This window comes from Streptomyces olivochromogenes (assembly GCF_001514115.1).
GTDB lineage: Bacteria > Actinomycetota > Actinomycetes > Streptomycetales > Streptomycetaceae > Streptomyces > Streptomyces olivochromogenes.
The window spans coordinates 385,774-400,056 of the sequence record NZ_KQ948456.1; the positions used below are offsets into that span (position 1 = coordinate 385,774).

Consider the following 14,283-nt stretch of genomic DNA (forward strand, 5'->3'; position numbering starts at 1 on the left):
GACCCCTACAGGTTGCTGAAGTCCGGGCCCTTCGTGCGGGTCCGCTTGATCTCGTAGAAGCCGGGGGTCGAGGCGACCAGCAGCGTGCCGTCCCACAGCCTGGCCGCGGCCTCGCCCTGCGGGGTGGGCGTGACGACCGGGCCGAAGAAGGCGATCTGCTCGCCGTCGTCGCCGGGGAGCGCGATCACCGGGGTGCCGACCTCCTGGCCGACCTTGTCGATGCCCTCCTTGTGGGAGGCGCGCAGCTCGGCGTCGAACTCGAAGTCCTCCTGGTCGGCGTAGTCGAGCAGGGAGGCCGGGAGGCCGACGTCCTCGAGCGCGCCCGCGATCGCCTCGATCGTCGCGCCCTCGCCCTGGTTGTGGATACGGGTGCCGAGCGCGGTGTAGAGCGGGCCGAGGACGTCCTCGCCGTGCTTCTGCCAGGCGGCGGTGACCACCCGGATCGGCTTCCAGGCCTTGGTGGCGAGCATGTCCCGGTACTCCTCGGGCAGCTGGTCCAGCTTGTCCTCGTTAAGGACCGCGAGGCTCATGATGTGCCAGCGGACCTCGATGTCCCGGACCTTCTCCACTTCCAGCACCCAGCGCGAGGTCATCCAGGCCCAGGGGCACAGCGGGTCGAACCAGAAATCTACGGGGGTCTTGGTGGAGACGGTCTCGGGCATGGTTCTCCTCGGAAAGCGGTGTTTCCCGCAGCAACACCGGAGGCCGCTCGCCTCATTCCCGGGTGACACCACCTCGTTCCCGGGTGTCCCGCGTCAGGGGCACATGGCAGGATCGCTCCTGTCCAGCCGTGTCCGCCGTCGGATGCCGGACATCCGTTCCGCAGTACCCATGTCCATTCCGTGACGCCCCGAAGGAGTGCCGCCCGTGCCCGGTGAGAATCTGACCCGCGACGAGGCCCAGGAGCGGGCAGCGCTGCTGTCCGTGGACGGGTACGAGGTCTCCCTCGACCTGCGCTCCGCCCTGGGCGACATCGAGGCCGAGCCGCGCACGTTCCGCTCGGTGACCACGATCCGCTTCCGCTGCGCGGAGCCCGGCGCCGCGAGCTTCGCCGATCTGCTCGCACCGAGCGTCACCGCCGTGTCGCTCAACGGCAAGGACCTGGACCCCGGCGAGGTCTTCGACGGCTCCCGCATCCGCCTTGAGGACCTCCGGGCCGACAACGAGCTGGTCGTCGACGCGCAGTGCGCCTACTCCCGCACCGGCGAGGGCATGCACCGCTTCGTCGACCCCGAGGACGGCGAGGTCTACCTCTACACCCAGTACGAGCCCGCCGACTCCCGGCGCGTCTTCGCGAACTTCGAGCAGCCGGACCTCAAGGCCCCCTTCCGTTTCGAGGTGCGGGCCCCGCAGGGGTGGACGGTCTGGAGCAACGGCGTCGGTGAACTCGCCGACGGTGTGTGGAGGTTCGCCGAGACCAAGCCGATCTCCACGTACATCACCGCGTTCGTGGCGGGCCCGTACCACTACGTCACGGACAGCTACACGCGCACCTTCGACGACGGTACGACGCTGGAGATCCCGCTCGGCGCGATGTGCCGCAAGGGGCTTGCGCCCCACTTCGACTCCGACGACGTGTTCCTGGTGACCAAGCAGGGGCTCGACTTCTTCCACGACCACTTCGACTTCCCCTACCCCTTCGGGAAGTACGACCAGGCGTTCGTGCCCGAGTACAACCTCGGCGCGATGGAGAACCCGGGGCTCGTCACCTTCCGCGAGGAGTTCATCTTCCGCGGCAAGGTGACGCAGGCGTCGTACGAGGGCCGGGCCAACGTCATCCTGCACGAGATGGCGCACATGTGGTTCGGCGACCTCGTCACCATGGAGTGGTGGGACGACCTGTGGCTCAAGGAGTCCTTCGCCGACTTCATGGGCGCGTTCGCGCTGGTCGGGGCGACCCGCTTCGAGAACGGCTGGATCACCTTCGCCAACCGCCGCAAGGCCTGGGCGTACCGCGCCGACCAGCTGCCCTCCACCCACCCCATCACGGCCGACATCCGTGACCTCCAGGACGCCAAGCTCAACTTCGACGGGATCACGTACGCGAAGGGGGCGAGCGTGCTCAAGCAGCTCGTCGCGTACGTCGGCCAGGACGCGTTCCTGGAGGGCGCGCGCCGCTACTTCAAGCGGAACGCGTACGGCAACACGCGCCTCGGCGATCTGCTGTCGGCGCTGGAGGAGACCAGCGGGCGCGATCTGGCCGCCTGGTCGCGGGCATGGCTCCAGACGGCCGGGGTGAACTCCCTGACCCCGCAGGTGATCCTGAGCGCCGAGGGGCGCATCACGGAGCTGGCCGTGCTCCAGGAGGCCCCCGAGTCGCACCCCGAACTGCGCCCGCACCGTGTCGCGGTGGGCCTGTACCGGCGTGAGGACGTCAACGGCTCTTTGGTGCGGTACGCGCGCGCCGAGGTCGACGTCGTCGGCCCCCGTACGGTGGTCGAGGAGCTGGCCGGCGCGGACGCCCCCGAGCTGGTCCTCGTCAACGACGACGACCTCACGTACTGCAAGATCCGCTTCGACGAGAACTCGCTGGCCACGCTGCGCGAGAAGCTCGGCGACATCACCGACCCGCTCGCCCGCGCGCTGTGCTGGTCGGCGCTGTGGAACCTCACCCGGGACGCGCTGATGCCGGCCCGGGACTTCGTGGGCCTGGTGCTGCGCTTCGCGGGCCGCGAGTCCGACATCGGCGTCCTGCAGATGCTGCACGCCTGGGCACACTCGGCGCTCGTCCACTACGCGGCCCCCGACTGGCGTGCGGAGGGCGGCCGGCTGCTCGCCCAAGGCGCCCTGAAGGAGCTGCGGCTCGCCGAGCCCGGCAGCCAGCACCAGCTGACCTGGGCCCGTTTCTTCGCGACGGTCGCCTCCGATCAGGCCGATCTGCACCTGCTGCTGCACCTCCTCGAGGGCACCGCCAAGGTCGACGGCCTGGACGTCGACCAGGAGCTGCGCTGGGCGTTCCTGGAGCCGCTGGCCGCGCACGGCGTCGCCGACGATTCCCTGCTCGCGGCCGAACTGGCCCGCGACGACACGGCCTCCGGCAAGCGCCACCAGGTCCGCTGCCTCGCCGCCCGCCCCTCGGCGGCGGTCAAGGCCCAGGCCTGGGCGCAGGTCGTCGAGTCGGACGCGCTGTCCAACGCGCTGGTCGAGGCGACCATCGCGGGCGTCGCGCAGCCCTCCCAGCGGGAGCTGCTGGCTCCCTACGCCGCGAAGTACTTCGCGGCCATCGAGCGCGTCTGGGCCGAGCGGTCCATCCAGATCGGCATGGACGTGGTCAAGGGCCTGTTCCCGTCCCTGCGGGACTCCCAGGAGACCCTGGACGCGACGGACACCTGGCTCACCGCCCACGAGGACGCGGCACCGGCCCTGCGCCGTCTGGTCCTGGAGGCACGGGACGACCTGGCGCGCACCCTGCGGGGGCAGGCGTGCGACACGGCGGCGGGCTCGTAGCGGGACCGGTCGGGAAGTGACGGGGCTCCGGGCCGCCCGTGCGGCCGCCCGGAGCCCCGTTACCGAACCCGCGCACCGGGCCCCGTAACCCCGATCCGGACCAGCGCCTTTCGGCAGTCGAACGCCCGTACTTTAGGACGAGCTTGTCCGGATTTGTCGACGGGCGTGTAACAGCGGTTAGGGGACGGATCGGGCGCGGGAAACCCCCGGTCATGAACCACAACACCCCACTGTCCCCCCGCCCCCTCCGTCACCTGTCCCACACGCAGCGGCGGGTCCTGACCGCCGCCCAGCTGCGCACCCACGGCGTCACGGCCGCCGACACCGCCGAGCAGTGCCGGCCGGGCGGCCCCTGGCAGCAGATCCTCCCCGGCGTCTTCCTCCTCCACCCGGGGCCGCCCACCTCCGAGGAACGCCTGCACGCCGTCCTGCTGTTCGCGGGCCGCACCCCCGTAAGTGAGTCGGCGCCGGGCATCCCCGTCCAGCCGGGCGCCGAGGAGCCGCACGCCCCGCGCCCGTACACGGACGCGCTGATCACGGGCCTGGCGGCGCTGACCCTGCACGGGTTCACCTCGGCGCCCCCGCTGACCTCGCTCGACAAGATCGACGTCCTGGTCCACCGGCTGCGCCGGCTGCGCTCGCACGGCTGCGCCCACATCGTCCGTACACCTTCGCTGCCCGCCCCCTCGTACCTCACGGGTGTCCCGGTCGCCCCGGTGCCGCGCGCCCTCGCCGACGCGGTGGCGGAGTTGTCGGACGCGGGCGCGGTACGGCGGCTGCTGACGGAGGCGGTGCGCGCCGGGCACTGCGAACCGGCCGCGGTGGTGCGTGAGTTGACGCAGGCACGGCTGCTGAGCCGGCCGCACGTGGTGGACGCGGTGGACTCGCTGCTGGCGGAGGGCCGGGCGATCGCGGAGGACCGGCTCTACCGGATGGTGCGGGAGTACGGCCTGCCCGATCCGGTCTGGAACGTCGACCTGCGCCTGCCGGGCGGGCCCCACCTGGGCGGCCTCGACGCGTACTGGCCCGAGCAGGCGGTGGCCCTGGAGCTGGACACCCGGGCGCCCCGGCCCGGACATCGGCAGGAAGACGACGCCCTCTGGTCGGAGTACGCCCGCAAGCGCGAGCACCTTGAGCGGCTGGGCATCACGGTCGTCCACGTCACCCCGCGCAAGCTGCGCACCGCGATGGAGCAGCAGGCGGCGGTGGTCCGCACCGCGCTGATGGCGGCGAACGACCGGGATCCGGCGGCGTATGTCGTGGTCCTGCCCCGGTAGTGACGGACCGGGGCGGTACCAGGAGGGGAGAGGAGGGGCCGCCGGTGATCCGGCGGCCCCTCCTCGTGCGTGCGCCCGCGGGGAGCCTCGGGCCCGGACCTGTGTCAAGGAGGCCGTTCAGGGGCCTACTTGCCGCAGAACTCCCCCTCGATCACCGCATCGCTGTCCCCCGACCAGTCCCCGTTGAAGTTGAAGGCCAGGGAGTGGCGGCCGTCCGCCGTCGTCACGGCGGAGGACGTCGAGCCGTGGATGCCGCCGTCGTGGCCCCACACATGAACCCCGCAGCCGAGCTTGCGGTCGATGAGACCCAGGCCGTAGCGGGCGCCCGGGATCTCGTCGGCCTTCACCGTGGTCTTCATCTCCTTCAGCTGCTTCGGCGGAAGGAGCCGGCCGCCCAGCAGGGCCGAGTAGAAGCGGTTCAGGTCGGCGGAGTCGGAGATCATCTCCCCGGCGGAGGAGGCCAGGGAGGGGTTGAGCCGCGTCACGTCGTACGTCGGGCCCGTCGTCGCCCGGGACAGTTTCGAGTACGCGTGGCCGCTGGGCCGTGGGAGCGTCGTCCTGGTGCCGGGGACGGAGGTGGCGCGCAGGCCGAGCGGTTCGATGACGCGGCGGCGGATCTCCGCGGCGTAGGAGTGGCCGGTGACCTTCTCGATCACCATGCCGGCCAGCACGTAGTTGGTGTTGGAGTAGCTCCAGGACGTGCCCGGCGCGAAGAGCGGTTCGTGGGTCATCGCGATGGCCACGAGCTGCTCGGGGGTCTTCGTGTCGTAGCGGTGTTCGAGAAAGCCGTCCTTCAGGAAGTACGTGCGGGCGAAGTCGTCGTCCGCCGTGTAGTTGAAGATGCCGCTGGTGTGGTTGAGGAGCTGACGGACGGTGATCCGGCGTCCGTCGTGGCCATGGCCCCGGACCACGCCCGGGAGCCACTTCTCCACCTTGTCGTCCAGCGACAGCCGGCGCTCCGCCTCCAGTTGCAACAGCACCGTCGACACGAACGTCTTCGTGATGCTGCCCACGCGGTAGTGGTCGGCCGTGCCGCGCGGCGCGAGCGTCCGCACGTCGCCCACGCCCGCCGTGGCCGACCACGTGCCGCCGGTGTCCCGCGCCGTCGCCGTCACGCCCGGCACGCCGTCCTTCACCGCGGCGTCCATGGCGGCGCGGGTCGCGCCGTGGTGGCCGGCCCCGGCGGGAGCCGCCACCGCGGGCCCCGCCAGTGCGGCCGCGAGCGCCACCGCCGTCGCCGCCACCAGTCCCGTACGCACTGACATGTCGTTCCCCCTTCACCGGTGAACCCTGGTCGGGGGGAGGGACTCGGCGGACCGATGTGAAGGTTGCCCGCCTGTACGCCAGTTGAGTGGGTTTCGGCCGTTCTTCGGGCTTCCTCAGGCCTTCTTCAGTACGAGCTCCGTGTTGCGGTCCCGCGAGGCGCCGGCCAGTTCGGTGCTGCGGCCCGGGGCGTTGAAGGCGAGCTCGCGGTAGAGGGCCGCGAGGCCGGTCTGGCTGAGGTCGGAGAAGTCCGTGCGGTGCGGGGCCGCGGACTCGATGAGGGTGGTGAAGAGGGAGAGCGTGCCGTCCTTGTTGTCGACGACCTCGATGATGCGGGCGAGGTGCGGGAAGTCGACGTGGGAGGCGGTGTTGATCTCCCAGAAGGAGCCGTGGTTCGGCGCGGAGTGCGCGATGATCTCGTTCTTGTGGGTGTGGCCGTTCACCCAGGCCAGCACGTTGCGGTGCTTGGCGAGCGTGGCGACCACGTCCTCGCCGCCGTGGCGCTTGTCGGTCGGGTGCGCGGGGTCGGTGCGGCGGTTGGTCATCGACTTGCTGGTGTGGTGGCTGAAGACGATGGCGTACGAGTCCTTGTTGTCGCTCAGCGTCTTGTCCAGCCAGCGCAGCTGGGTCGTCCCGATGGAGCCCATGTAGTGGCCGCCCGGGTCGGTGGTGTCGATGCTGATGCCGATGATGTCGTCGGAGATGCGGAAGGCGTAGTACTGGGTGCCCGCGGTGAGGTTGGCCTGTGAGTAGCCGTGGCCGATCGGGCCGGGGCCGGTGTGCGCGGGGTCGAGGTGCGCCTTGAGGTACTCGGCGGGCGTGAAGGGGGCGCGCGACTCGTCGGGGGTGACCGAGCGCAGCTGCCGCGCGTGCGTCTTGAGGAGGTCCCTGAGCTGGAGGCCCTTGGGGTCCTTGTCGTTCTTGATGGCGGCGCGCAGGGCGACGCTCGCCGAGGCGGGCAGCGTCATCAGCTTCTTGCCGCCGACGGCGAACTCGGCGAGGAAGGAGTCCCCGTGCCGGTAGCAGCCCAGCGGCAGCGCGTCGTGGTTGCCGACCGTGGAGTACCAGGGCAGGCCGAGGCCGGGGCTGCGCAGCTCACGGATGGCGGCCGCGAGGAAGCCGTGCAGGTGCGGGAAGCCGCGCTGCTTGTCGGCGTCGCGCAGGGCCGCGTCCGGCTGCCAGTACAGCTTGAGGCCGCTGTTCTGGACGCCCTCGTAGTGGCGCGGGTCGCCGCTGTTGGGGCTGATCCGGCCGCCGCTCATGACCTTCAGGAACCAGTCCAGCTCCGTCTTGGAGTTGTTGTCCGTGTTGTCCCCGGTGGTCATGACGAAGTGCAGCGGGGAGCCGGTGACGGGGGCGCCCCGCAGCGCGTTGACCCGCTCGACGAGCGAGACGGCGCCGGCCACGGTCAGCGACTCGTGCGGACGCCAGGCGTTCGCGGCGCCGGTGCGCAGGTACTCGAGCCGCAGCGGGTGCTGGACGTCGATCAGGTGCAGGTCGGTGAACTGCACGAACGCGGCGAGCGCGGTGCGCCGGTCGGCCCGGCCCGACTTGGCCGCGGCCAGGTCGCCGCGAACGACCCGCTTCCAGGCGGGGCCGTCCCCGAGCCGCCGGTAGTCGCCCGAGCCGGAGCGCGGCGCGGCCACGCTCTCCAGGGTGGTGCCGCGCTCGTAGGGAGCGAGGGGGGCGGCGGGCGCCATGGGGGTCCCCCCGCTCGAGCGAAGCCGAGAGTGGGGGAGTGACACGGCGACGGCGGACTCACCGGTGCCGGTGGTGGCGGCGTGCGCCTCGGAGTCGGGCCGCAGGGCGTAGCCGATGCCCGCGGAGAGGGTCACCGCCCCGGTGGCGGCGAGCAGGGTACGGCGGTTCATGGCGGCGGAAGTGGCGACAGAGCGTATGCGCGACATGGCGCGATCTCCCCGAGTGCGAACGCGTCGGCAGTGGTCGCGGGGGGCTCGTTGCGGTAACTCCCCGCTCATACTGGATCGTTGGCACCGGGGGTGACCTGGACGTTAACGAGGCGGCAACGGCCGACGCCGATCACCGTACGTGGATCTTGGAACACCCTGCGCGTCCACGACCCCTCTCCGAACGGCCGGGACGCGGTCACTCCGTGTTCATTTTCCGGGGTAGGGGACCAGTTCCCCGCCACCGCTCCCCCGCGGCTGCTCCCCGGCGTCTACTCCCCCGCCTCTTCGGAGCCGACGCGGCCGAGGGGCGGCCGTTCCCGCCACAGCCGCAGTCCGACGTCGACCAGCGCGACCCGGTCGAGGGCGGGTACCTCGTCGAGCGGGTGCCAGGCCGCCATGTCGGTGGAGCCGTTCGTCTCGTGGCGCAGTTCGCCGCCGGTCACGCGGGCCTCGTAGACGATCCGCAGGGCGTGGAAGTCGTTGGGCGAGCCGAGTCGGCGCGGGTGCGAACGCAGTACGGAGTCGACGCCGAGCAGCGCGAGGGGCTCGACGGCGTAGCCCGTCTCCTCCTCGGCCTCGCGGATGACCGTGTCGTAGGGGTCCTCGCCGTGGTCCATGCCGCCGCCGGGCAGGGTCCACCGCCTGCTTCCGTCACCCGCGACCCAGCGGGCCAGCAGCATCCGCCCGTCCCGCACGCATACGGCGTAGGCCGCCACCCGCAACTGCTTCGGCATGCCCAGACGTTACGACACGGGGGCTCGGCAAGTCGCCTACGGCAGGGACGGGTTGGCCGGTGAGTACTCCGGCGGCGACCAGCGGATCGGGCTGGCGGCAGGTGTCTCAACGACCTCGGTGGCGGTGAAGCCGACCATGCGCTCCCCGTCGGCCGCGTATTCCGTGCGTGCCGTGCCCGTCAGTTGCAGCACCGTCCCCGCCGCCCAGTCCAGGAAGAGCAGCCCCGCTCGCGGGTCCGTCTCCAGGTTGCCGAGGGTCAGGAACATGGAGTTGCCGGGGTAGTCGCGCCAACGCAGCTCGTGCGGTGAGGTGACGTGGACGAAACCGGGGTTGCCGCCCCGGTGGCTGGCGTCGGCGCCGTGCGCGTGGACGGTGGCCAGGAAGAAGGTGTCGGCGGACTCGACGAACCGCCGCTGCCCTGGCGAGAGTTCGGCGGACCGGCGGGGGGTGCCGGGCGGACGCTCGGCCTTCTCGTACGACTCCCTCTTCTGCAGGTACTTCGGGCAGTTGGAGAAGACCTGGTCGGCCTCGACGGCGAAGCCGCGGGGGGTCGGGCGGGCCCGGCCGTTGAGGCGCATGCGGCGGCGGGTGCGCGGGTCGAGCGCGATCGTGCCGACGGAGGTGCCCGGGGTGGCGAGCGCCCGCGCCAGTGGGTCGCTCCCGCGCAGACCGCCGCCCGTGACCGAGATCTGCCGGACACCCGTCGCCCGTACGAACCCGGGCTCGCCGGTGAGCAGCGAGGCCCACACCGCTCCGCCCACCGGGTCGGCCGCGCCCAGCACCAGCATCGGCTGGAGTTCGAGGAAGGCGGCGGCCACGGGGCGGATGCCCTGTCCGACGGACCGCCCCACATGGTCGGCGACCTCGCGCACACCCACCCGTTCCTGTACGGCCCGCGAGCCGCGGTGGTACGTCATGACGCGCTCCGCTCTCCACAGCCCCTAGAAGAAACCGCAGGTGGGGGCGGTGGCGGACGGCACCGGGGCGCCCTGTGCCCCGCTCGGCGCGTAGATCTCGAGGCGGGTGCCGTCGGGGTCGTGGAAGAAGATGCCGCCGGACGCCGAGCCCTCACGGTGGGCGACCACGCCCTCGTACGCGAACTCGACGCCGTAGTCGCGCAGGGCCGTCTCGTACTCCCTGACCCGGTCGGCCGAGTCCACTTCGAGGGCGAGGTGGTGCAGGCCGGCGCGGGTCTTGTCGTACGAGCCCTGCGCCTGCTGCCAGAGGGTGAGCACCGGGCGGCCGTCTCCGGCGAGGGAGCCGAGGAACGCGTACCGCCGCTCCTCCTCCTTGCCCTCGCCGATCACTCCGAAGCCGAGGACGTCGCGGTAGAAGGCGAGCGAGCGGTCGAGGTCGGTGACGTTCAGGCCGATGTGGCCGGTGCGCAAGGTCATGACGGTCCCGTCTGTCGTCGGCCGCCCCACAGAAGGGCTAACCCCTGTTATCGAGATTAAGGGTTAGAGTGGGGAGCGTCAACCAGTGACTTACTCTTGAGCGGTTAGCACTGAAGGGAGCCCCTCATGTCCACCACCGCCGATCCCCGCCCGCTCACCGGGGAGCCGGTCTCGCTCGACCTGCTCAACACCCGCTGGAACCGCGAGGGAGTGACGCAGGACCTGCTCACGGACACCGAGGGCCTGGCGGTGTGGCTGGCGGCGAACGGACTGGACTTCCCTGCCGACGACGCCGTGCTGCTGCATGTACGGGAAGCCCGCGACGCCCTGCGCTCGGCCGTCGACGGCACCCTGGAGGAAGCCGCCGCCCGGATCGACGCCGTCCTCGCGCACGGCCGGGTCCGCCTGACGCTGACCGGCCAGGGACCCGGCGAGGAAGCGGAGTTCGGCGACCCGTCCTGGGGGCCCGCCTGGCTCGCCGCCCGCGACTACCTCGGACTGCTCACCACCGCTCCCGACCGCATCCGCCGCTGCGCCCACGACACCTGCATCCTGCATTTCTTCGACACCTCACGGAACGGCACCCGCCGCTGGTGCTCGATGGCGGCCTGCGGTAACCGCGCGAAGGCGTCCCGCCACTACGCGCGCTCGCGGGAGGCCTGAACGGCCGGGAGCGGCCGACGGGCGGCCATGGACTGGTCGACGATGCTTGTCGATGTCCTGTCATATTGGGCTTTGGCCGTCGTGACGTATGGCGGAAGTACGCCATGGCTCCATCCCGCCCCGGTCAACTCTCCCCAAACAACTGCCCCTTAGGTAAAGCTGAGCGGTCATCCGGGTCCACATACCGGACTGATGTGATCGCGTCCCGCGGAACGTCGGGACCGGTCACTCCACGCTCGTTCCTTTACCTACAAGGGATGCTGATGACCGACCCTCAGCGCGCACCGATATCGGGCGCGAGACGCGTGGCCCGCATCGCCGTGGCCGCAGGCCTGGTGGCCGCACTCTCCGCGGCCGGGCCGATACCCATGGCCTTCTCCGCGGACCACGCAGCCGCCACACCCGATCCGGGCACCAAGTCCGCGAGCGCCAAGCTCGGTTCGGACGACGCGGACCTCCTCGCCGACGCCAAGGCCGACGGCGCCAAGAACGTCACGATGATGATCGCCACCGCTCCCGGGCAGACCGAACAGGTCGCCAAGGAGATGGACGCGGTCAAGGGCGGGTCCGTCGGCCAGACGTACGACAAGGTCGGTTACGTCCGGGCCACGGTCCCGACCGCCAAGGCCGACGCGGCCATCGCCGCCGCCTCCAAGCTGACCTCGGTGCACGGCATCGACCTGCGCCAGGACATCGCGCTCGACGACCCGACGCCGAGCGCCGACACGGCCAAGGGCGCCTCTTCGAAGGCCACGAAGACCTACGCCGCGCCCGACAAGAACACCCCCGCCGAGAACCCGTACAACCCGTCCTTCGAGACGGGCGCCGTCGACTTCGTGAAGAAGAACCCGAAGGCGGACGGCCGTGGTGTCACCATCGGCATCCTCGACTCCGGCGTGGACCTGAGCCACCCGGCGCTGCAGAAGACCACCACCGGCGAGCGCAAGATCGTCGACTGGGTCACCTCGACCGACCCGATCCTCGACAACGACCTGAGCTGGCGGCCCATGGTCAGCGCGGTCTCCGGGCCCACCTTCACCTACGGCGGCCAGAGCTGGACGTCCCCGGCGGGCTCGTACGAGATCAGCACGTTCCGGGAGTCCGCGACCGCGGGCGGCGACGCCGCGGGCGACGTGAACCGTGACGGCGACACCACCGACGCGTGGGGCGTCCTGTACGACCCGGCGGCCGGCACCGTCACCGTCGACGTGAACAACAACCACGACTTCAGCGACGACACCGCGATGAAGCCGTACAAGGACGGCTACCAGATCGGTCACTTCGGGACCGACAACCCGGCCACCGACGTCGTCGAGAGCCAGCCGTTCGTCGTGCAGATCCGCAAGGACGTGCCGATGGACCCCTACGGGGGCGACTGGGTCGGCAAGAAGGCCGACTTCGTCAACATCGGTCTGATCGCGAGCGAGCACGGCACGCACGTCGCCGGCATCACCTCCGCGAACGGCCTGTTCGGCGGCAAGATGAACGGCGCCGCCCCCGGCGCGAAGATCGTCTCGTCGCGCGCCTGCGTGTTCGGCCCGAGTTGCACCAACGTCGCGCTCACCGAGGGCATGATCGACCTCGTCGTCAACCACGGCGTCGACATCGTGAACATGTCCATCGGCGGCCTGCCCGCGCTGAACGACGGCAACAACGCGCGCTCCGAGCTCTACACGCGTCTCATCGACACCTACGGTGTCCAGCTGGTGATCTCCGCGGGTAACTCCGGCCCCGGCGCCAACACCATCGGCGACCCCGGCCTGGCCGACAAGGTCATCTCGGTCGGCGCGTCCATCTCCAAGGACACCTGGGCCGCCAACTACGGCTCCGTCGTGGAGAAGAAGTACGCGATGATGCCGTTCTCCTCGCGCGGTCCGCGTGAGGACGGCGGCTTCACGCCGACGCTGACCGCGCCCGGCGCCGCGATCAACACCACGCAGACCTGGCTGCCGGGCTCCCCGGTCGCCCAGGCCGGCTACTCCCTGCCGGCCGGCTACTCGATGCTCCAGGGCACCTCGATGGCCTCCCCGCAGGCCGCCGGCGCGTCCGCGCTGCTGCTGAGCGCCGCCAAGCAGAAGGGCATCGCCCTGACGCCCGCCAAGCTGCGCACGGCCCTCACCTCGACCGCCGACCACATCAAGGGTGTGCAGGCGTACGAGGAGGGCGCGGGCCTCATCAACATCGTGGACGCGTGGAAGTCGATCAAGGACGACGCGACCGCCCACGACTACACCGTCAAGGCCCCCGTCGACACCGCGATCGACTACGCCCTGAAGACCCCGGGCTTCGGCACCGGCCTCTACGACCGCGAGGGCGGCCTCAAGGTCGGCGTGAAGAAGTCGTACGACATCACCATCACGCGTACGTCCGGCCCGGACAAGGCGATCCGCCACGAGCTGCACTTCGAGAACAACGCCGGTGGCACCTTCCGGATCGTCGGCTCCGACGAGGTCAAGCTCGAACTGAACAAGCCGGTCACCGTCAAGGTCGCCGCGAAGGCCTCCTCGGCCGGCATCAAGAGCGCGATCCTCGAGGTCGACGACCCGCGCACCGAGGGCCTCGACAAGCAGATCCTGACGACGGTCGTGGTCTCCACGCCGCTCAAGTACAGCTACTCCGCGTCGAGTTCGGTGCAGCGCAACAGCACGAAGTCGTACTTCCTGACCGTGCCCGAGGGCGCGAAGGCGCTGGAGGTCGCGATCGGCGGGCTGAAGGACCTGAGCCAGACCCGGTTCATCTCCATCCACCCCTACGGTGTCCCGGTCGAGGACACCGGCACGCCGTACTGCTACAGCAACTACCCGAACACCAACGGCTGCAAGCCCGACGTGCGTTCGTACGCGGACCCGCAGCCCGGTGTCTGGGAGGTCGAGGTCGAGGCGCGCCGCACCTCGCCGCTGCTCGACAACCCGTACAAGCTGGAGGCCACCGTGCTCGGCGCGGCCTTCGACCCGGCCGTGGTGACGATCCCCGAGGCCAAGGTCGGCACGCCGGTCACCGCCTCCTGGAAGGTGACGAACGGTTTCGCGGCGCTGGACGGCACCCTGAAGGGCGGCCCGCTCGGCTCCTCGAAGACGGCCCGGCCGACCATCGCGGGCGGTGCCACCCAGACCAGCACGGTCGAGGTGCCGGCCGGCGCCGCGTCGCTCGACGTCGCCATCGGCAACGTCTCGGACACGGCCGCCGACCTGGACCTGACGGTGTACGACTCCGCCGGCAAGCAGGTCGCGCAGTCCGCGGACGGCGACTCGGAGGAGGCGGTCTCCATCCCCAACCCCGCCGCCGGTACGTACACCATCGAGGTCGTGGGCTACTCGGTCCCGTCGGGCTCGACCGCGTACGACTACCGTGACGTGTTCTTCTCCTCCGCGCTCGGCTCGGTCAAGGTCGACGAGTCGACGCCGGTGAAGCTCGCCACGGGCGGTACGGCGACGGTGTCCGGCGAGGTCACCGCGGCCGCGCCGGCCCCCGAGGGACGCGAGTTCTTCGGCCAGGTCCAGCTGGTGAACGCCCGCGGCACGGCCGCCGGCCTCGGCAGCGTGAAGATCGAGAAGGTCACGCCGTAACAACCGGCTGACCTACGAGGGGCGGGCG

Annotated in this window: 10 protein-coding genes; 4 read left to right on the forward strand and 6 right to left on the reverse strand. The window is 70.9% G+C overall.

What is annotated here, in order from left to right:
• Nucleotides 1-5 precede the first annotated feature (5 nt).
• Nucleotides 6-662, reverse strand: a complete 657-nt coding sequence (locus tag AQJ27_RS19425) for a mycothiol-dependent nitroreductase Rv2466c family protein (protein WP_067370225.1) — start codon at nt 660-662, stop codon at nt 6-8.
• Between the two features lie 205 nt (nt 663-867).
• Between AQJ27_RS19425 and pepN the strand changes: the two genes are divergently transcribed.
• Nucleotides 868-3,447: an aminopeptidase N gene (pepN, locus tag AQJ27_RS19430; protein ID WP_067370228.1), complete on the forward strand. Its 2,580-nt coding sequence runs from the start codon at nt 868-870 to the stop codon at nt 3,445-3,447.
• A gap of 212 nt (nt 3,448-3,659) precedes the next feature.
• The gene (locus AQJ27_RS19435) at nt 3,660-4,724 is read left to right on the forward strand and encodes a hypothetical protein (RefSeq protein ID WP_067370231.1); all 1,065 of its coding nucleotides are present in this window, start codon (nt 3,660-3,662) and stop codon (nt 4,722-4,724) included.
• 125 nt (nt 4,725-4,849) lie between these two features.
• Here the strand turns inward: AQJ27_RS19435 and AQJ27_RS19440 are convergent, their stop codons facing one another.
• The 5 genes from AQJ27_RS19440 to AQJ27_RS19460 all read right to left on the reverse strand — a co-directional run bounded on the left by AQJ27_RS19440 (nt 4,850) and on the right by AQJ27_RS19460 (nt 10,026).
• Nucleotides 4,850-5,989: a serine hydrolase domain-containing protein gene (locus tag AQJ27_RS19440; protein WP_201264274.1), complete on the reverse strand. Its 1,140-nt coding sequence runs from the start codon at nt 5,987-5,989 to the stop codon at nt 4,850-4,852.
• A gap of 114 nt (nt 5,990-6,103) precedes the next feature.
• Nucleotides 6,104-7,894, reverse strand: coding sequence for a TIGR03767 family metallophosphoesterase (locus AQJ27_RS19445; protein WP_067370233.1), 1,791 nt, complete (start codon nt 7,892-7,894; stop codon nt 6,104-6,106).
• 272 nt (nt 7,895-8,166) lie between these two features.
• Entirely contained in the window at nt 8,167-8,631 is a 465-nt protein-coding gene (locus AQJ27_RS19450) for an NUDIX hydrolase (protein WP_067370236.1), read from the reverse strand.
• A 36-nt stretch (nt 8,632-8,667) separates the two neighbouring features.
• Nucleotides 8,668-9,549 carry a pyridoxamine 5'-phosphate oxidase family protein gene (locus tag AQJ27_RS19455; protein ID WP_067370239.1) on the reverse strand — a complete coding sequence of 294 codons (882 nt, stop codon included), beginning with the start codon at nt 9,547-9,549 and terminating at the stop codon, nt 8,668-8,670.
• A gap of 24 nt (nt 9,550-9,573) precedes the next feature.
• Nucleotides 9,574-10,026: a VOC family protein gene (locus AQJ27_RS19460; protein WP_067370241.1), complete on the reverse strand. Its 453-nt coding sequence runs from the start codon at nt 10,024-10,026 to the stop codon at nt 9,574-9,576.
• 126 nt (nt 10,027-10,152) lie between these two features.
• Here AQJ27_RS19460 and AQJ27_RS19465 point away from each other — a divergent pair, with 126 nt between their 5' ends.
• Nucleotides 10,153-10,689, forward strand: a complete 537-nt coding sequence (locus AQJ27_RS19465) for a CGNR zinc finger domain-containing protein (protein WP_067370244.1) — start codon at nt 10,153-10,155, stop codon at nt 10,687-10,689.
• 263 nt (nt 10,690-10,952) lie between these two features.
• Nucleotides 10,953-14,255, forward strand: a complete 3,303-nt coding sequence (locus AQJ27_RS19470; RefSeq protein WP_067370246.1) for a S8 family serine peptidase — start codon at nt 10,953-10,955, stop codon at nt 14,253-14,255.
• Nucleotides 14,256-14,283 lie beyond the last annotated feature (28 nt).

What these genes read in the sequence shown, in the direction of transcription:
- AQJ27_RS19425 (WP_067370225.1), bottom strand. Translation starts at nt 662, where the DNA reads ATGCCCGAGACCGTCTCCACCAAGACCCCCGTAGATTTCTGGTTCGAC.
- AQJ27_RS19435 (WP_067370231.1), top strand. Translation starts at nt 3,660, where the DNA reads ATGAACCACAACACCCCACTGTCCCCCCGCCCCCTCCGTCACCTGTCC.
- AQJ27_RS19440 (WP_201264274.1), bottom strand. Translation starts at nt 5,989, where the DNA reads ATGTCAGTGCGTACGGGACTGGTGGCGGCGACGGCGGTGGCGCTCGCG.
- AQJ27_RS19445 (WP_067370233.1), bottom strand. Translation starts at nt 7,894, where the DNA reads ATGTCGCGCATACGCTCTGTCGCCACTTCCGCCGCCATGAACCGCCGT.
- AQJ27_RS19450 (WP_067370236.1), bottom strand. Translation starts at nt 8,631, where the DNA reads ATGCCGAAGCAGTTGCGGGTGGCGGCCTACGCCGTATGCGTGCGGGAC.
- AQJ27_RS19455 (WP_067370239.1), bottom strand. Translation starts at nt 9,549, where the DNA reads ATGACGTACCACCGCGGCTCGCGGGCCGTACAGGAACGGGTGGGTGTG.
- AQJ27_RS19460 (WP_067370241.1), bottom strand. Translation starts at nt 10,026, where the DNA reads ATGACCTTGCGCACCGGCCACATCGGCCTGAACGTCACCGACCTCGAC.
- AQJ27_RS19465 (WP_067370244.1), top strand. Translation starts at nt 10,153, where the DNA reads ATGTCCACCACCGCCGATCCCCGCCCGCTCACCGGGGAGCCGGTCTCG.
- AQJ27_RS19470 (WP_067370246.1), top strand. Translation starts at nt 10,953, where the DNA reads ATGACCGACCCTCAGCGCGCACCGATATCGGGCGCGAGACGCGTGGCC.